This window comes from Roseateles sp. GW821-FHT09H11, assembly GCF_059415845.1.
This window is the reverse complement of sequence record NZ_JBWKOA010000002.1, coordinates 550,336-567,759: the sequence shown is the minus strand read 5'-3', so window position 1 is coordinate 567,759 and position 17,424 is coordinate 550,336. Positions and strand designations below refer to the sequence as shown.

Here is a 17,424-nt window from a genome sequence, read left to right as displayed (position 1 = left end):
GGGTTCGGATCAATGCTTCTGCTTGAAGGCGAAGCGCGCGAGGATGTTCAGGAGCAGCACGCCGATGGTGATGATGAACACCGCCGCCCAGGCCAGTTTCTGCCAGTTCTGGTACGGGCTCATGGCGAAGTCGAAGATCACCTTCGGCAGGTTGGCCATCGGACCCGACAGGTTGGTCGACCAGAAGCGGTTGTTGAACGCCGTCAGCAGCAGCGGCGCGGTCTCGCCGGAGACGCGGGCCAGGGCCAGCAGCACGCCGGTCAGGACACCGGCGCGGGCGGCCTTCAGCGTCACCGTCATGATGACCTTCCACTTCGGCGTGCCGAGCGCATAGGCGGCCTCGCGCAATGCGCTCGGCACCAGGTTCAGCATGTTCTCCGTCGTACGGATCACCACCGGGATCACGATCAGCGCCAGCGCCATCACGCCGGCCCAACCCGAGAAGCCCTTGAACCGCAGCACGATCAGGCTGTACACGAACAGGCCGATCACGATCGACGGGGCCGACAGCAGGATGTCGTTGATGAAGCGCACGCAGCTGCCCAGCCAGGTCTTCTGGCCGTACTCGGCCAGGTAGACCCCCGCCAGCACCCCGATGGGCGTGCCCACGAGGGTGGCCAGGGCCACCATCAGCGCGGACCCGAAGATCGCGTTGGCCAGGCCGCCGTCGTCGGTGTTCGGCGGCGGCGTCATCTGGGTGAAGGTGGCCCAGTTCAGGCCGCCGATGCCCTGCGTGATGGTTTCGAAGAGGATCCAGATCAGCCAGACCAGGCCCATCGACATCGCCGCGAGCGACAGCGTCAGCGCGATGATGTTGACCCGGCGGCGCTTGTGGTACATCGCCATGCGGTCGGCGGTGGTGGCGCTCATGTGCGGGCTCCTTCGTTCTTCTTGAGCTTGTTGAGCAGGACCTTGGAGAACGCCAGCACCACGAAGGTGATGAAGAACAGGACCAGGGCCAGGTACAGCAGCGAGGCCTGATGCAGGCTGCCGGGACCGGATTCGCCGAATTCGTTGGCCAGCACCGAGGTGATCGTGTTGGCGGCCTCGAACAGCGACAGCGAACTCAGCTGGTTCATGTTGCCGATCACGAAGGTGACCGCCATGGTCTCGCCCAGCGCGCGACCCAGGCCCAGCATGATGCCGCCGATCACACCGGTCTTGGTGTACGGCAGCACGACTTTCCAGACCACCTCCCAGGTGGTGGAGCCCAGGCCGTAGGCGGACTCCTTGAGCATCGCGGGGGTGACCTCGAAGACGTCACGCATCACCGAGGCGATGAACGGGATGATCATGATGGCCAGGATGATGCCGGCCGAGAGGATGCCCAGACCCACCGGCGGGCCCGAGACCAGTCCGCCCAGGACCGGCACGCCGCCGAGCAGGCTCTGCAGCGGCGCCTGGACGTAGGTGGCCAGCAGCGGGCCGAACACGAACAGGCCCCACATGCCGTAGACGATGGACGGCACGGCGGCCAGCAGCTCGATCGCGATGCCCAGCGGGCGGCGCAGCCAGCCCGGGGCCAGTTCCGTCAGGAACAGCGCGATGCCGAAGCTGACCGGGACGGCGATCAGCAGCGCGATGAACGAGGTCATCAGCGTGCCGTAGATCATCACGAGTCCGCCGAACTTCTCCTGCACCGGATCCCAGTCCGTGGACACGAGGAAGCCCAGGCCGAACTGCTTGATCGCGGGCGCGGCGCCCACCAGCAGCGAGCCGATGATGCCGACCAGCAGCGCCAGCGTGATCCAGGCCGCGGCATGCGTCAGCAGCGAGAACACGGTGTCGGCCCAGGGAGCGACGCGGCGGCGCTGCGGCGGACGTCCGTCCGGCTTGGCGCGCTCCTGGCCTCGATCGAGGGAATTGGCTGGAAGTATTGCGGCCACGGGGCCTCCGCTGAAATGTTTGGAATCTGGCGCGCCGCCCGCCTCCTCCGGCCGGTCCGACGCGTCCGTCACGATGTCTCTGTCGAGATCTTCTTCTGGCGCCCTTGCACCTTCGCGCCTCAATTCGTCTTGAACGAAAGCCCGGTGTCCCGCAACAGGAGCACCGGGCCGATTCGTCAGACGACGATCACTTGAAGCTGACCGCCTTGCCGGCGGTGTCCTTCACCTGGCCGGTCCATTGCTTGCGGACCAGGTCCTTCACGGCCGCCGGCAGGGGGACGTAGTCCAGTTCGTCGGCGATCTTGTCGCCCTGGGTGTAGGCCCAGTCGAAGAACTTCAGCGACGCGGCGGCCTGGGCCGGCTTGTCCTGGGCGGCGTGCATCAGGATGAAGGTGGCGCCGGTGATGGGCCAGCTGTCCTTGCCGGCCTGCTCGGTCAGCACCTGGTAGAACGACTGCTCCCACTTGGCACCGGCCGCGGCTGCCTTGAAGGCGTCGTCGCTCGGGCTGACGAAGGCGCCGCTGGCGTTCTTCAGCAGCACGTAGGTCATCTTGTTCTGCTTGGCGTAGGCGTATTCGACGTAGCCGATCGAGTTCGGCAGGCGCGTCACGAAGGCCGACACGCCTTCGTTGCCCTTGCCGCCCGCGCCGGTGGGCCAGTTCACGGCCGTGCCTTCACCGACCTTGTCCTTCCAATCGGCGTTGACCTTGGACAGGTAGTTCGTGAACAGGAAGCTGGTGCCCGAACCGTCGGCGCGGCGGACCACGGCGATGGCGGCGTCCGGCAGCGCGACGCCCGAGTTCAGGGCGGCGATGGCCGGGTCATTCCACTTCGTGACCTTGCCCAGGTAGATGTCGCCCAGGACCTTGCCGTCCAGCTTGAGCTGGCCCGCGGCAATGCCCTTGACGTTGATCACCGGCACCACGCCGCCGATCACGGTGGGGAACTGGACCAGGCCGTCCTTGGCCAGTTGGTCGTCCTTCAGGGGGGCGTCGGACGCGCCGAAGTCGACGGTCTTGGCCTGGATCTGCTTGATGCCGGCGCCGGAACCGACCGATTGATAGTTGATGCGGACGCCGGTGGCCTTGTTGTAGGCATCAGCCCACTTCGCGTACACGGGGGCCGGGAACGAAGCACCCGCACCGGTCACCTCTTGAGCATGGGCCGCGGAGAACATCGCGGCGCACGCGGCGAACAGCAGGCCAGCACGCAGTTGATTCATGATCATTCAGTCCTATCGCTTGGGTTGGTTGGCGAACGGAGCGGATGCTATGACCTCAATGTGACACATCCGTGACGCCACCCAGGATCCGGAAAAATGTCGTTACGTACAGCGCCCAGAGGAGAAACGGCACTTCGGCGGTCGTCGATCGATCATTGTCATATTCGATTCACCCCGCTGTCATCTTCGATCTCTAGCCTTCGGGACGTGCGGGAAAACCCTCCGGACCTCATGACGGCGCCACGGCGACGGGGATGAGGCGAAAGGATCTGCCCGCCCCGCTCCTCAAGAGTCGCGCTCGACGCGACCCGACCAATGCAAATTGGGCCGCCGACGCTCCCGCGCCGGCGGCCCTTCTTTTTTGCTGGAGGTGGAGGGGCTCAGCCGCCGCGGATGGCGTCCGCCAGGCGTTCGGCGCAGCGCTGCGCCAGGTCGGCGTCGCTGGCCTCGACCATGACCCGCAGCAGCGGTTCGGTGCCCGACTTGCGGATCAAGACCCGCCCCCGGTCGCCCAACTCGGCCGTGACTTCGGCTTCGACGCGGGCCAGCGCAGGGTTGCTCTTCCAGTCCTGGTGGTCCGCCTGCAGGCGGACATTGATCAGCGTCTGCGGGAACAGCGTGACACCGTCCAGCAGGTCCGCCAGGCGGCGGCCACTGCGGCAGACCGCTTCGAGGACCAGCAGGCTGCTCACGATGCCGTCGCCGGTCGTGTGCCGATCCAGCGACAGCAGATGACCCGAGCCCTCCCCGCCCAGTTGCCAGCCGCGGGCGGCCAGTTCCTCCAGCACGTAGCGATCGCCGACCTTGGCGCGGACGAATTCGACGTCCCGCTGGCGCAAAGCCAGTTCGACCGCCATGTTCGTCATCAGCGTGCCGACCGCGCCGGGAACGCGCTCACCGCGAGCCAGCCGGTCCGCGACCATCACATAGAGCAGCTCGTCACCGTTGTAGAGCCGCCCTTCGCCGTCGACCATCTGCAGGCGGTCGGCATCGCCGTCGAGCGCGATGCCGTAATCGGCCTGGTGCTCCTTGACCGCGGCGACCAGCGCCTGCGGTGCCGTGGCGCCCACCTTGTCGTTGATGTTGTAGCCGTCGGGCTTGTTGCCGATCGTGATGATCTCGGCCCCCAGCTCATGGAACACCGACGGCGCCACCTGGTAGGCCGCGCCGTGCGCCGCGTCGATCACCAGCTTCATGCCGCGCAGGCTGAGGTCGCTGCTGAAGCTGGCCTTGCAGAACTCGATGTAGCGGCCTTGTGCGTCGTCCAGGCGGCGGGCACGCCCCAGGCTGGCGGAATCGACCCAGACCGGCGGCTCGTCCAGCACGGCCTCGACGTCCAGCTCCCAGGCGTCAGGCAGCTTCTCGCCCTTGGACGAGAAGAACTTGATGCCGTTGTCCGCGAACGGGTTGTGCGATGCCGAGATCACCACGCCCAGGTGCTGGCGCAATGCACGGGTGAGGTAGGCGACGCCGGGCGTCGGCAGCGGGCCGGTCAGCAGCACGTTGACGCCAGCGGACGCGAAGCCGGCTTCCAGCGCGGACTCGAGCATGTAGCCGGAGATGCGGGTGTCCTTGCCGATCAGCACGCTGGGCTTGGCATAACTGCGCTTGAGCACGCGACCCACCGCATGGCCCAGCCTCAACATGAAGTCAGGGGTGATGGGGGTGCGGCCCACGGTTCCGCGAATACCGTCGGTTCCGAAATACTTCCGGCTCATTGAGGCGATCTCCTGCGACTTCTCGATCTTGAATCCGCGGATTGTCGCCGATGCCGAGGTGGTCGCTGCTCGCCCACCTTGGGGCACCCGATCGGGGGAGTGCTGGAGCGCTCGACGGTCCTGCCTGGACGGAGGTCAGCCCTGCGATGCGCCGAAGGCTTGCCAGACCTTGAGCGCGTCGACGGTCGGCCCGACGTCGTGCACGCGTACCACGCGCGCGCCCAGGGCCACCGATGCCAGCGCCGCACCGACGCTGGCCGGCATGCGTTCATCGACGGCCTTGCCGGTCACGGCCCCGAGCGTCGACTTGCGCGACCAGCCGATCAGCAGAGGTCGTCCCAGCGCGAGCAATTCGCGCTGACGCCGCTGCAGTTCAAGGTTCTGATCCACGGTCTTGGCGAAGCCGTAACCCGGATCCAGCGTGATCCGCTCGGCCGCGACGCCGATATCGACCAGATGCCGCATCCGCTCGCGCAGGAAATCGGCCACCTCGAGGACAACGTCGTCGTATTCGGTCAGCTGCTGCATGCCTGCGGGCTGGCCCCGCATGTGCATCAGACAGATGCCGGCGCTGCCGTGCTCGGCCAGCAGCCTGTCGGCGCCTTCGTCGCGCAGGGCCTGCACGTCGTTGATGATGTCGACGCCCAGGTCCAGCGCACGGCGCATCACCTCGGTCTTGCAGGTGTCGACCGACACCGGGACGCCGAAGTTCAGCGCGGCCCGCAGCACTGGCTCCAGTCGTTTCCACTCCTCGTCGGCATCGAGTCGCGGCGCCCCGGGGCGCGTCGATTCGCCGCCCAGATCGAGGATGTCGACGCCCTCGCCGAGCAGCCGCTCGCAGAAATTGATCGCGCTCAGCGCGTCGGCATGTTGCCCGCCGTCCGAGAAGGAATCGGGCGTCACGTTGACGATGCCCATCACCAACGGCCGCTCTGCCAAATCGAGGTCGAAGCGCGTGGTCTGCCAGATCGAGGGAGAAGTCATGGACGGGTGAGTGTCGAGGGCGCGGCCGCGCGCTCGATTGCGCCAGGGACTGCCTCGCCAGACGGCAAGTATGACGCAAGCCCGGAAGCGCCTGTGCTTCAGCTCGGGCTAGATCGCAAAAGCAGAAGGGCCGGTCGCGAGACCGGCCCTTCGGGGATCCATCAGGAATCAGAGACCCTTGCGGGTCATCTGACGCCCTGTCGATCAGGCGGCTGCCGGAGCGCTGCCCGTGGTGACCGCCGGGGTACCACCGCTGTCCGGCTTGTTGGCCGGCGGCGTCCAGTCTTTCGGCGGACGCGGCGGACGGCCTTCCATGATGTCGTTGATCTGGTCGGCGTCGATGGTTTCCCATTCGAGCAGCGCCGTCGCCATCGCGTGCATCTTGTCCTTGTTGCCTTCAATCAGGTCGCGGGCAATCGTGTACTGCTCGTCGATGATCTTGCGGATCTCCTGATCGACCTTGCGCATCGTCTCTTCCGACATGTTGGTCGTCTTCGTGACCGAACGGCCCAGGAAGACTTCCCCTTCGTTGTCGGCGTAGACCATCGGGCCCAGCTCGTCGGTCATGCCGTAGCGGGTGACCATGTCGCGGGCGATGGCCGTGGCGCGTTCGAAGTCGTTGCTGGCGCCGGTCGTCATCTGGTTCATGAAGACTTCTTCAGCAATCCGGCCGCCGAACAGCACGGAGATCGTCGACAGCATGCGGTCCTTGTCCATGCTGTAGCGGTCGCCTTCGGGCAGCTGCATCGTCACGCCCAGCGCGCGACCACGCGGGATCACCGTCACCTTGTGCACCGGATCCGTCTTGGGCAGCAGGCGCGCCACCAGTGCATGGCCGGCTTCGTGGTACGCGGTGTTCTTGCGCTCTTCCTCGGGCATGACCATGGACTTCCGCTCGGGGCCCATCATGATCTTGTCCTTGGCCTTCTCGAAGTCCTGCATGTCGACCACGCGGCCGTTGCGGCGGGCAGCGAACAATGCAGCCTCGTTGACGAGGTTGGCCAGATCGGCACCGGAGAAGCCCGGGGTGCCACGCGCCAGGATGTCGGCGCGCACGTCCTGGCCGACCGGGACCTTGCGCATGTGCACGTTCAGGATCTGCTCGCGGCCGCGCACATCGGGCAGCGTCACGTAGACCTGACGGTCGAAACGTCCCGGACGCAGCAGTGCCGGATCCAGGATGTCCGGACGGTTGGTCGCGGCCATCACGATGACGCCGAGGTTGGTGTCGAAGCCGTCCATCTCCACCAGCATCTGGTTGAGGGTCTGCTCGCGCTCGTCGTTGCCGCCGCCCAGGCCGGCACCGCGATGGCGACCGACCGCATCGATTTCATCGACGAAGATGATGCAAGGCGCACTCTTCTTGGCCTGCTCGAACATGTCGCGCACACGGGCCGCGCCCACGCCGACGAACATCTCGACGAAGTCGGAACCGGAGATCGTGAAGAACGGGACCTTCGCCTCGCCGGCGATGGCCTTGGCCAGCAGCGTCTTGCCGGTCCCCGGAGGGCCGACCAGCAGCACGCCGCGCGGGATCCGGCCGCCGAGCTTCTGGAATTTCTGCGGGTCCTTCAGGAAGTCGACCAGCTCCTTGACCTCTTCCTTGGCCTCGTCGCATCCGGCGACGTCGGCGAAGGTCGTGGTGTTGTTGGCCTCGTCGAGCATGCGCGCCTTCGACTTGCCGAAGCTGAACGCGCCCCCCTTGCCGCCGCCCTGCATCTGGCGCATGAAGTACACCCACACGGCAATCAGCAGGAGCATCGGGCCCCAGCTGAGCAGGATGTTCATCAGCACCGAGGGCTCTTCCCGCGGCTTCGCGTCGAACTTGACGCCGTTGTTGATCAGGTCACCGATCAGGCCGCGATCCATGAACGGGGCGGTCGTGCGCAGCTTGTTGCCGTCACTGGTCGTCGCCTGGATCTCGGTGCCGGCGGGGGTCTCCTGCAGGATGACCTGCTTGACGCGCTTGGCACGGACCTCTTCGAGGAACTCCGAGTAAACGGTCTGGGTACCCTGGGTTGCGCTGCGATCGAACTGCTTGAAGACAGTGAACAGCACCAAGGCGATCACCATCCATACAGCCACCTTCGAGAACCACTGATTGTTCACCGCGACTCCTTTGTCATTCCATCACCGCACGCCCACCGATACAGCCTCGGGCAGCGGACTTTCACGGCATATGGGGCGGATTCTAGGCCAGTCAAGTCCCCAGACCTGATTGGCATTCCCATACACGACGATAGATATTGCCACGGGCAACGCCGACCAACCGCTCGAAGCGCCCCCGACTTTGACGCCTCATCGCGCTTTCAGTCGCATCCAGCCGCTTTCCGGCTCATCCTGGCGTTTGTCTCCTGCCTTTTTGGCAGGGTCCACAGACCCATTTCAAGCCGTTTCAGACCTTCTTCAATCCGATGCCGACCAGGAAATTCTCGGCCGATCTTTCCCGGGAGGCCTTGGGCTTGGCGGTCTTCACCCGCTTGAACTGCGCACGGAAGGCATGCACGAGCTGGTCATAACCGCTGCCGTGGAACACCTTGGCAACGAGCGCACCTTCGGGCTTCAGGTGTTGTTGGGAAAAGTCCAGCGCCAGTTCGATCAGATGCTCCATGCGCGCCGCGTCGGTGCTTTCGATGCCGGACAGGTTGGGCGCCATGTCCGAGACCACAAGATCCACCTTCTTTCCGTCGAGCATCGCCTCGAGCTGGGCCAAGACCTCGTCCTCGCGGAAATCGCCCTGGAGGAACTCCACGCCTTCGATCGGCTCGCACTCCAGGAGGTCCAGCGCGATGATGCGGCCGTTCAGCTCACCCACCGCGGCGCCGCCGGCGCCCGCCTCCTTGGGCGCGAAACGGCGGCGCAGGTACTGACTCCACGCGCCTGGCGATGCGCCGAGATCGACCACCACCTGCCCGGGGCGGATCAGCTGGAATTCCTCGTCGATTTCCTTGAGCTTGTAGGCCGCGCGCGAGCGGTAGCCCTCTTTCTGGGCCAATTTGACGTAGGGATCGTTGACGTGGTTGTTCAACCACGCCTTGTTCACCTTCTTGCTTTTGGTATCGACTTTCATTGCACGGATAATAAGCAGATGCCTGCTATTCAATTGACCCCTGCCCAGCGCAAGGAAAAACGCGCCGACGCTCATCACCTCGACCCCGTGGTGATGATAGGCGGCGATGGCCTGACGGCCGCCGTCACCAAGGAGGTCGACAACGCGCTGAAGGCCCACGGCCTGATCAAGGTGCGCGTCATGTCGGACGACCGCGACGGTCGCGAAGCCATCCTCGCCACGCTGGCCGAGGAACTCGACGCCGCGCCCATCCAGCACATCGGCAAGCTGCTCGTCCTGTGGCGCCCGATGCCCGAGAAGGAAAAGGCCGCCGCCAAGGAAGACGCCCGTTCGGCCCCCAAGGTCGTCAAGATCGTGAAGTTCTCGAAAAGCGGCAACAACCGTCCGCAGATCAAGAAGGTCACCGTCCTGGGCAACCAGCGCGTCACCCAGGGCGGTGAGGTCAAGCGCGCCAAGAAGCCGCGCCAGACCAGCGTCAAGAAGTCCAGCCAGGGCTGATGCCCGAGACGGCGCCAGGGCGCCAACGACAAGACGGCCCACGGGCCGTCTTTCTCTTTGTCCTCGCCGTTCGAATCTGAGTGCTCAGCGGGACGTCGCCCCGTTCACCCGCCAGGCCAGCACCAGGACCGCGAGGGTTCTCACCCCGAAGAGAACCAGCGACATCGCATGCAACTGCAGGAAGGTCCAGCTCCCCTGCCCTTGCCGCGCGGCTTCCATCAGCGGCTGCAACGCATAGAAGCCGGCGGCGGTGCATCCGATGGCCACCAGGGGCAGCCAGAAATCCGGGCTCATCGCCGACCCGCGGACCGCGCCGTCGCGGTGCAGCCGCCGCTCCATGAGGATCAGCAATACGCCAGCGGCGAGCGCCACTCGGGCATCCATCTCGAACAGCCGTGCGACGTACTTGCCGGCCACGGCCCGCTCAAGGGTCGCGAACGCGTTCGGGGCCGCGAGCAGGGCGACCGTCAGCAGTTCGCCGGCCCACAGCGCGGCGAGCAGCGCGCGGATCCGCAGCAGCATGGCTCAGCGCTTCAGATGTAGCGGACGTCGACGATCTCGTAGCGCTTGATGCCGCCGGGCGCCACCACTTCCGCGACGTCGCCGGCTTCCTTGCCGATCAGCGCGCGCGCGATCGGGGAGCTGATCGAGATCAGGCCCTGCTTCAGGTCGGCTTCGTCGTCGCCGACGATCTGGTAGGTGACCTCGTTGCCGGACTCTTCCTCTTCAAGGTCGACCGTGGTGCCGAACACCACCTTGCCGCCGGCATTCACCGACGACGGATCGATCACCTGCGCCGACGACAGCTTGCCTTCGATCTCCAGGATGCGGCCTTCGATGAAGCCCTGCTTGTCCTTGGCGGCTTCGTACTCGGCGTTTTCCGACAGGTCGCCCTGCGCACGGGCTTCCGAGATGGCGTTGATCACGGCATGCCGCTCGACCGTCTTCAGCCGATGCAGTTCTTCCTTGAGCTTCTCAGCGCCGCGCTTGGTCAGTGGGATCGTCGTGGCCATGTCTCTAGAACCTTGAGTAACAAAACAAACCGCCGCTGCCGCTCAGGATCGCTGAGCAGCGGCGGCGGAATGGGATGAGGCAGTTTAATGCAGTTCGGCGTGCAGTTCCTGCAGCGATTGCACCAGCAGGCCGTCCTTGTGCTTCATGCCTTCGACGGCGGCCTCGCAGCCGGCCATCGTCGTGTAGTAGGTCACCCGGTTGGCCAGCGCCGCCTGACGGATGTGGCGGCTGTCGGCGATCGCCGTGCGCGTCTCGTCGACGGTCGTGAACACCAGCTGGATGTCCCCGCCCTTGATCATGTCGACGATGTGCGGGCGGCCGTCCTTGACCTTGTTGACCACGCGCACCGGAACGCCCGCCGCCTCGATCGCGGCCGCCGTGCCCTTGGTGGCCACCACGCCGAAGCCCAGCGCCGCCAGATCACGCGCCAATGCGACGGCACGATCCTTGTCGTTGTTCTTGACGGTGATCAGGACGTTGCCCTGGCGCGGCAGGCGCGAGCCCGCGCCCAGCTGGCTCTTCAGCATCGCTTCGCCGAAGGTCCGGCCGGCGCCCATGACTTCGCCGGTCGACCGCATTTCCGGGCTGAGGATCGGGTCCACGCCGGGGAACTTGTTGAACGGGAAGACGGCTTCCTTGACGCTGAAGTACGGCGGCTGGATCTCGACCGGCGGCTTGCCGCCGGCGGCCTTCTGATCCTTGAGTTTGACACCGGCCATGCAGCGCGCGGCGATCTTGGCCAGCGGCTGGCTGGTCGCCTTGGACACGAACGGCACCGTGCGGGACGCGCGCGGGTTCACTTCGAGCACGTAGACCGTGTTCTCGGACAAGCCCTTGGTCACGTCGCCCTGGATCGCGAACTGCACGTTCATCAGGCCGACGACCTTCAACGCCTTGGCCATCTCCGCGGTCTGGCGGCGCAGTTCGTCCTGCAGCTCCTTGGACAGCGTGTACGGCGGCAGCGAGCAGGCCGAGTCGCCCGAGTGGATGCCCGCCGCCTCGATGTGCTCCATGATGCCGCCCATCATCGTGTCGGTGCCGTCGCAGATGCAGTCGACGTCGACCTCGACCGCGTCCTCCAGGAAGCGGTCCAGCAGCACCGGCGACTTCTCGCTGACGCGCACGGCCTCGCGCATGTAGCGCTCGAGGTCCTTGTCGCCGTGGACGATCTCCATCGCGCGGCCGCCCAGCACGTAGCTCGGGCGCACGACCAGCGGATAGCCGATCTCGTTGGCCAGCGCGACGGCCTGGTCTTCATTGCGCGCCGTGCGGTTGGGCGGCTGCTTCAGGCCCAGCTCATGCAGCAGCTTCTGGAAGCGCTCGCGGTCCTCGGCCATGTCGATCGAGTCCGGCGAGGTGCCGATGATCGGCACGCCGTTGGCCTCGAGGTCCAGCGCCAGCTTCAGCGGCGTCTGGCCGCCGTACTGCACGATCACGCCGACCGGCTTCTCCTTGGCCACGATCTCCAGCACGTCCTCGAGCGTCACCGGCTCGAAGTACAGGCGGTCCGAGGTGTCGTAGTCGGTCGAGACCGTCTCGGGATTGCAGTTGACCATGATGGTCTCGTAGCCGTCCTCGCGCATCGCGAGGGCCGCATGGACGCAGCAGTAGTCGAACTCGATGCCCTGGCCGATGCGGTTCGGACCGCCGCCCAGCACCATGATCTTCTTCTTGTCGGTCGGGTTGGCCTCGCACTCCTCGTCGTACGTGGAGTACATGTAGGCCGTCTGCGTCGCAAACTCCGCGGCGCAGGTGTCGACGCGCTTGTAGACCGGGCGCACGTTCAGCGCGTGACGCGTCTTGCGCACCTCGTGCTGGTTGGTGCCCAGCAGCTTGGCCAGACGCTTGTCCGAGAAGCCCTTCTTCTTCAGCAGGCGCAGCTCGTCGACGCTCAGCGAAGCCAGCGTGCGGCCGGCCAGCGACAGCTCGATCTTGATCAGCTGCTCGATCTGGGCGAGGAACCACGGATCGATCTTCGTTTCCTCGAAGACTTCGTCCAGCGTCATGCCGATGCGGAAGGCATCGCCCAGGAACAGGATGCGCGACGGACCGGGCTCGCCGATCTCCTGCACGATCTCCTCGCGGTCGGCGCTGATCTCGGACAGGCCGTCGATGCCGGTCTCCAGTCCGCGCAGCGCCTTCTGGAAGGACTCCTGGAAGTTGCGGCCCATGGCCATCACTTCGCCCACCGACTTCATCTGCGTCGTCAGGCGCGAGTCGGCCATCGGGAACTTCTCGAAGGCGAAACGCGGGATCTTGGTGACGACGTAGTCGATGCTCGGCTCGAACGAGGCCGGCGTGATGCCACCGGTGATGTCGTTCTTCAGCTCGTCGAGCGTGTAGCCGACGGCCAGCTTCGCGGCGATCTTGGCGATCGGGAAGCCCGTGGCCTTCGAGGCCAGCGCCGACGAACGCGACACGCGCGGGTTCATCTCGATCACGACCATGCGGCCGTCGACCGGGTTGATCGAGAACTGCACGTTGGAGCCGCCGGTGTCGACGCCGATCTCGCGCAGGATCGCGATCGAGGCGTTGCGCAGCAGCTGGTATTCCTTGTCGGTCAGCGTCTGCGCCGGGGCCACCGTGATCGAGTCGCCGGTGTGGATGCCCATCGGATCCAGGTTCTCGATCGAGCACACGATGATGCAGTTGTCCGCCTTGTCGCGGACCACTTCCATCTCGTACTCCTTCCAGCCGATCAGCGACTCCTCGATGAGCAGCTCGTTCGTCGGCGAGAGGTCGAGGCCGCGCTTGCAGATCTCCTCGAACTCCTCCGGGTTGTAGGCGATGCCGCCACCGGTGCCGCCCAGCGTGAAGCTGGGACGGATCACCATCGGGAAGCCGTCGCCGCCGATCTCGGCATGGATGCGCTTCTGCACCGACCAGGCCTCTTCCAGCGAATGCGCGATGCCCGAGCGGGCCGACCCCAGCCCGATCTTGGTCATCGCGTCCTTGAACTTCAGACGGTCCTCGGCCTTCTCGATCGCGTGCTCGTTGGCGCCGATCATCTCGACCTTGTACTTGCCCAGCACGCCGTGCTTGTGCAGGTCCAGCGCGCAGTTCAGCGCGGTCTGGCCGCCCATCGTCGGCAGGATCGCGTCGGGGCGCTCCTTGGCGATGATCTTCTCGACCACCTGCCAGGTGATCGGCTCGATGTAGGTGACGTCCGCGGTGTCCGGGTCCGTCATGATCGTCGCCGGGTTGCTGTTCACCAGGATGACCTTGTAGCCCTCCTCGCGCAGCGCCTTGCAGGCCTGGGCGCCCGAGTAGTCGAACTCGCAGGCCTGACCGATGATGATCGGACCGGCGCCGATGATGAGGATGCTTTTGATATCAGAACGCTTGGGCATGAGTCGTCTCCCTCTTCATCAGGCCTTGGACATCAGACCGATGAAGCGGTCGAACAGATACGAAATGTCGTGCGGGCCGGGGCTCGCTTCCGGATGACCCTGGAAGCAGAACGCGGGCTTGTCGGTGCGGGCCAGGCCCTGCAGCGTGCCGTCGAACAGGCTGACGTGCGTCGCGCGCAGGTTGGACGGCAGCGTGTCGGGATCGACCGCGAAGCCGTGGTTCTGGCTGGTGATGCTGACGCGGCCGTTGTCGAGGTCCTTCACCGGATGGTTCGCGCCGTGGTGGCCGAACTTCATCTTGAAGGTCTTCGCGCCCGAGGCCAGCGCCATGATCTGGTGGCCCAGGCAGATGCCGAAGGTCGGGATGCCGGCCTCGATCAGCTGCGCGGTGGCCTTGATCGCGTAGTCGCAAGGCTCCGGATCGCCGGGGCCGTTGGACAGGAACACGCCGTCCGGCTCGAGGTCGAAGACCTCCGAGGCCGGCGTCTGCGCCGGCACCACGGTGATGCGGCAGCCGCGCGAGGCCAGCATGCGCAGGATGTTGCTCTTGACGCCGAAATCGTAGGCGACGACGTGGAACTTCGGGGCGGTCTGCTCGCCGTAGCCCTTGCCGAGCGTCCACTCGGTCTCGGTCCAGGTTTCGCGTTCAGTGCGGCTGACGACCTTCGCCAGGTCCAGGCCCGCCATGCTCGGCGCGCCCTTGGCCAGCGAGACGGCTTCGTCGATGTGCGCCTGCGTGATCTGCTCGCCGGCGCCCAGCGCCAGGATGCAACCGTTCTGGGCGCCCTTCTCGCGCAGCACGCGCGTCAGGCGGCGCGTGTCCAGGTCGGCGATGGCGACGGTGCCCTCGTCCTTCAGGTACTGGCGCAGCGTGCGGCCCTTGCGGAAGTTCGAGTCGAGGACCGGCGCCTCCTTGATGATCAGGCCAGCGGCAAAGATCTTCGACGCCTCGACGTCCTCGTCATTGACGCCATAGTTGCCGATGTGCGGATACGTCAGCGTGACGATCTGGCGGCAATAGCTGGGGTCGGTGAGGATTTCTTGGTAGCCGGTGAGCGCGGTGTTGAACACCACCTCACCAACGGTCCGGCCGGCGGCACCGAGCGCGGAACCCTTGAAGACCGTGCCGTCTGCCAGGGCAAGAATCGCGGGGGGAGCGGAAAGCAGATCGGGCAGCACGGGAAACTCCGTTGTTGTGCGCGCGCCCGGCTCTGCTTCAGGGCCCTGGCATCGCCGCCGGCACGCGCCATGGACGGCTGGCGCGCGGGTGCGACCGGGTCTCCTGTGAGGGAGTCGATCCGTGTGGGATCCGATGCGATCGGGGGTGAAGTGTGCGGGACGCGGTAGGTTGCGGGTAAACCTGACGAGTATAACCCGTCGGGGTATTCACGGAGAAGATTTGCGCAAACGGGTCATCGCGTGGTCATGGTTTGAGAGTCCTCGACTGCCACCTTTGAGCGATTGGCCGCGAGGCCATGGGGCCTTGGCGGCAAGCGCCAAAACCCCAAGGCCTCCCGCCCCTGAACCATCCAGCACTTCCACGGTCTGGGACCGAGGACTACCCCGGATGGGGGCTGAGCACTTTGTGACTCAACCCAGGGCGGCGATGCCGGCCTTGGCGACCTGCGCGTCCTCGTTGGACTTCACGCCGCTGACGCCGACCGCGCCGACGCAGAAGCCGTCGACGATCACCGGCACGCCGCCCTCGAGCATCCCTTCCAGCGGCACGCTGAGGAAGGCGTTGCGACCGTTGTTGACGATGTCCTCATAGACCTTGGATTCGCGGCGTCCGAGCGCGGCCGTCTTGGCCTTTGCGGGGGCGATCACGGCCGACGTGGCGGCAGCGTTGTCCAGGCGTTGCAGCCACAGCAGATGACCACCGTCGTCGACGATCGCGATGGTCACGGGCCAGTTGTTCTTGACGGCTTCAGCTTCCGCGGCGGCGGCGATGCGCTTGACGTCGTCCAGGGTCAGGAAGGGCTTCTGTTTCATCTGCGGCCTCGTCGGGGTCATTGAAGGAAAGACGATCACTTTAACGAAGCCTTAAGACCCATGCCTACAATCGACAGCAACTCTCACTTCATGGGGCGCACGCACATGAACGACCGCATCATCGACCTCAACCCCGGCGGCTTCGGCTCGTCGCTGTCCGCCGACCGCCAGCGCGTCCTGCGCAACACCTACGCGCTGCTGGCGCTCTCGCTGATCCCGACCGTGCTCGGCGCCTGGATCGGCGTGAGCACCGGATTGCTCGCCGCCATGGGCAACGGCGCGAGCATGATCCTGTTCTTCGTCGGCGCGTTCGGCCTGATGTTCCTGGTCGAGAAGACCAAGAACTCCGCCGCCGGCGTCGCCTCGCTGCTGGCCTTCACGTTCTTCATGGGCCTGATGCTGTCGCGCCTGCTGGCCGCGATCCTGGGCTTCAAGAACGGCGGCACGCTGATCATGACGGCCTTCGGCGGCACCGCGGGGATCTTCTTCGCGATGGCGTCGCTGGCGACCGTGGTCAAGCGCGACCTCTCGGGCCTGCAGAAGTTCCTGTTCGTCGGCGCCGTGATCGCGATGATCGCCGGCATCGCCAACGTCTTCCTGCAATCCACCGGCGTGCACCTGGCGCTGCTGGTCGCCGTGCTGGGCATCTTCTCGGCCTTCATGCTGGTCGACGTCAAGCGCGTCATCGACGGCGGCGAGACCAACTACATCAGCGCGACGCTCAACATCTACCTGGACCTGTACAACGTGTTCACCGCGCTGCTGCAGTTGCTGGGCGTCGTCGGCGGCGATCGCGACTGATCGTCTCGCCGCACGCAAAAACGCCTCGGAATCTCCGAGGCGTTTTTCATTGCGCAGCGCCGCCCGCTCGTGCGTGACGCCGTCCCGACTCAGTGCCCGGGCTTGCCCTGCGCCTTGTCCAGTTCCGGCTGCGAGTTCGATGCGTTCGGCGCATCGCTTGCGTCGCCGGCCCCCGCAGCGACGTCGTCCGGTCGGTGCGTCACGACCGGCTTGATCGCGCCGGTGCCGATGAAGCGCGCGTACTCGCTGCGGGGCATGAGGGCACTCAGGCGCGAGTCGCCCTCCTCCCAGCCCAGCGTCACGTCGTGCTCGTTGATTTCGACCTGCACGGCGCCGGGACGGATGGCCATCATCGGACCGTCACCGGTCCGGTAGGTCACTTCGCCGCAGATGAAGGCGGACTGACTCAGCGGCTGGTCTTCACTGGCCAGACGTTCGACGGAAGGATCGACCGTGGAAGCGTCGGCGGGATGCTCGGGCGGCAGGGGTGGTCGGGCGCTCATGGCAGGTCCTCCTGGAAGTCGTCCCGCGGCAGTTCGTCGAGCCATTGCCACATACGCACCGCCAACGCGGTAGCCGTACACGTGGCCAATGTCATCAGCATGAGCATGTTGTCGTCCATGGTGACCTCGAACCGGAGCGGGATCAGGTTGCGATGAAGGCATCGTCGTCGTCACCGGAGCGCCAGCGAAGCGGCGGCCACCGCGACGCGCTGTAGGCGCTGTCCCACAGCCATCGCAGTGCCGTGCAGGACTGCAAAACTGTGTGAAGTTCCGGGCGAACTTCGACCGCACCGTCAACGTCATCCGACGCACTTCCGTTGTGCCCACATGCTGTAGGACGACGTCGGACACGGACCACCTCCGCGCACCGACACCACGCACCGTGC

General features: G+C 65.7%; 16 protein-coding genes. 2 read left to right on the top strand and 14 right to left on the bottom strand.

Annotated elements, in window-relative coordinates:
* Nucleotides 1–9: 9 nt before the first annotated feature.
* The 7 genes from pstA to AC07PR_RS09635 all read right to left on the bottom strand — a co-directional run bounded on the left by pstA (nucleotide 10) and on the right by AC07PR_RS09635 (nucleotide 8,880).
* Nucleotides 10–870, bottom strand: a complete 861-nt coding sequence (gene pstA / locus AC07PR_RS09665; protein WP_377154057.1) for a phosphate ABC transporter permease PstA — start codon at nucleotides 868–870, stop codon at nucleotides 10–12.
* The gene (pstC, locus tag AC07PR_RS09660; RefSeq protein ID WP_431104190.1) at nucleotides 867–1,886 is read right to left on the bottom strand and encodes a phosphate ABC transporter permease subunit PstC; all 1,020 of its coding nucleotides are present in this window, start codon (nucleotides 1,884–1,886) and stop codon (nucleotides 867–869) included. Before pstC ends, pstA begins: the two co-directional genes overlap by 4 nt.
* A 187-nt stretch (nucleotides 1,887–2,073) precedes the next feature.
* Nucleotides 2,074–3,108: a phosphate ABC transporter substrate-binding protein PstS gene (gene pstS / locus AC07PR_RS09655; protein ID WP_377154053.1), complete on the bottom strand. Its 1,035-nt coding sequence runs from the start codon at nucleotides 3,106–3,108 to the stop codon at nucleotides 2,074–2,076.
* A 380-nt stretch (nucleotides 3,109–3,488) separates the two neighbouring features.
* Nucleotides 3,489–4,826 carry a phosphoglucosamine mutase gene (glmM, locus tag AC07PR_RS09650; RefSeq protein ID WP_483106918.1) on the bottom strand — a complete coding sequence of 446 codons (1,338 nt, stop codon included), beginning with the start codon at nucleotides 4,824–4,826 and terminating at the stop codon, nucleotides 3,489–3,491.
* Nucleotides 4,827–4,961: 135 nt separating this feature from the next.
* Nucleotides 4,962–5,810, bottom strand: a complete 849-nt coding sequence (gene folP / locus AC07PR_RS09645; RefSeq protein ID WP_377161870.1) for a dihydropteroate synthase — start codon at nucleotides 5,808–5,810, stop codon at nucleotides 4,962–4,964.
* Between the two features lie 204 nt (nucleotides 5,811–6,014).
* Nucleotides 6,015–7,919: an ATP-dependent zinc metalloprotease FtsH gene (gene ftsH / locus AC07PR_RS09640; protein WP_377154051.1), complete on the bottom strand. Its 1,905-nt coding sequence runs from the start codon at nucleotides 7,917–7,919 to the stop codon at nucleotides 6,015–6,017.
* 286 nt (nucleotides 7,920–8,205) lie between these two features.
* Entirely contained in the window at nucleotides 8,206–8,880 is a 675-nt protein-coding gene (locus tag AC07PR_RS09635) for an RlmE family RNA methyltransferase (RefSeq protein ID WP_377161868.1), read from the bottom strand.
* An 18-nt stretch (nucleotides 8,881–8,898) separates the two neighbouring features.
* Between AC07PR_RS09635 and yhbY the strand changes: the two genes are divergently transcribed.
* Nucleotides 8,899–9,378 carry a ribosome assembly RNA-binding protein YhbY gene (gene yhbY, locus AC07PR_RS09630; protein WP_377154049.1) on the top strand — a complete coding sequence of 160 codons (480 nt, stop codon included), beginning with the start codon at nucleotides 8,899–8,901 and terminating at the stop codon, nucleotides 9,376–9,378.
* 84 nt (nucleotides 9,379–9,462) lie between these two features.
* Here yhbY and AC07PR_RS09625 read toward each other — a convergent pair whose 3' ends face one another.
* The 5 genes from AC07PR_RS09625 to AC07PR_RS09605 all read right to left on the bottom strand — a co-directional run bounded on the left by AC07PR_RS09625 (nucleotide 9,463) and on the right by AC07PR_RS09605 (nucleotide 15,734).
* Complete coding sequence (locus AC07PR_RS09625) at nucleotides 9,463–9,900, bottom strand: DUF4149 domain-containing protein (protein WP_495135133.1); 438 nt, start codon at nucleotides 9,898–9,900, stop codon at nucleotides 9,463–9,465.
* Between the two features lie 11 nt (nucleotides 9,901–9,911).
* On the bottom strand, nucleotides 9,912–10,391 hold the full coding sequence (gene greA / locus AC07PR_RS09620; protein WP_088406621.1) for a transcription elongation factor GreA: 480 nt from the start codon (nucleotides 10,389–10,391) through the stop codon (nucleotides 9,912–9,914).
* A gap of 84 nt (nucleotides 10,392–10,475) precedes the next feature.
* Nucleotides 10,476–13,742, bottom strand: a complete 3,267-nt coding sequence (carB, locus tag AC07PR_RS09615; RefSeq protein ID WP_495135132.1) for a carbamoyl-phosphate synthase large subunit — start codon at nucleotides 13,740–13,742, stop codon at nucleotides 10,476–10,478.
* A gap of 18 nt (nucleotides 13,743–13,760) precedes the next feature.
* Nucleotides 13,761–14,921, bottom strand: a complete 1,161-nt coding sequence (carA, locus tag AC07PR_RS09610) for a glutamine-hydrolyzing carbamoyl-phosphate synthase small subunit (protein WP_431104197.1) — start codon at nucleotides 14,919–14,921, stop codon at nucleotides 13,761–13,763.
* A gap of 411 nt (nucleotides 14,922–15,332) precedes the next feature.
* Nucleotides 15,333–15,734 (bottom strand): GlcG/HbpS family heme-binding protein, encoded by a 402-nt coding sequence (locus AC07PR_RS09605; protein WP_377154045.1) that lies wholly within the window; start codon nucleotides 15,732–15,734, stop codon nucleotides 15,333–15,335.
* A gap of 105 nt (nucleotides 15,735–15,839) precedes the next feature.
* Between AC07PR_RS09605 and AC07PR_RS09600 the strand changes: the two genes are divergently transcribed.
* Nucleotides 15,840–16,535: a Bax inhibitor-1/YccA family protein gene (locus AC07PR_RS09600; RefSeq protein WP_495135307.1), complete on the top strand. Its 696-nt coding sequence runs from the start codon at nucleotides 15,840–15,842 to the stop codon at nucleotides 16,533–16,535.
* Nucleotides 16,536–16,624: 89 nt separating this feature from the next.
* Here AC07PR_RS09600 and AC07PR_RS09595 read toward each other — a convergent pair whose 3' ends face one another.
* Both AC07PR_RS09595 and AC07PR_RS09590 read right to left on the bottom strand, forming a co-directional pair.
* Nucleotides 16,625–17,038, bottom strand: a complete 414-nt coding sequence (locus AC07PR_RS09595; RefSeq protein WP_377154043.1) for a hypothetical protein — start codon at nucleotides 17,036–17,038, stop codon at nucleotides 16,625–16,627.
* The gene (locus AC07PR_RS09590) at nucleotides 17,035–17,157 is read right to left on the bottom strand and encodes a hypothetical protein (RefSeq protein WP_377154041.1); all 123 of its coding nucleotides are present in this window, start codon (nucleotides 17,155–17,157) and stop codon (nucleotides 17,035–17,037) included. The genes AC07PR_RS09595 and AC07PR_RS09590 overlap by 4 nt, the downstream gene beginning before the upstream one ends.
* Nucleotides 17,158–17,424: the final 267 nt, after the last annotated feature.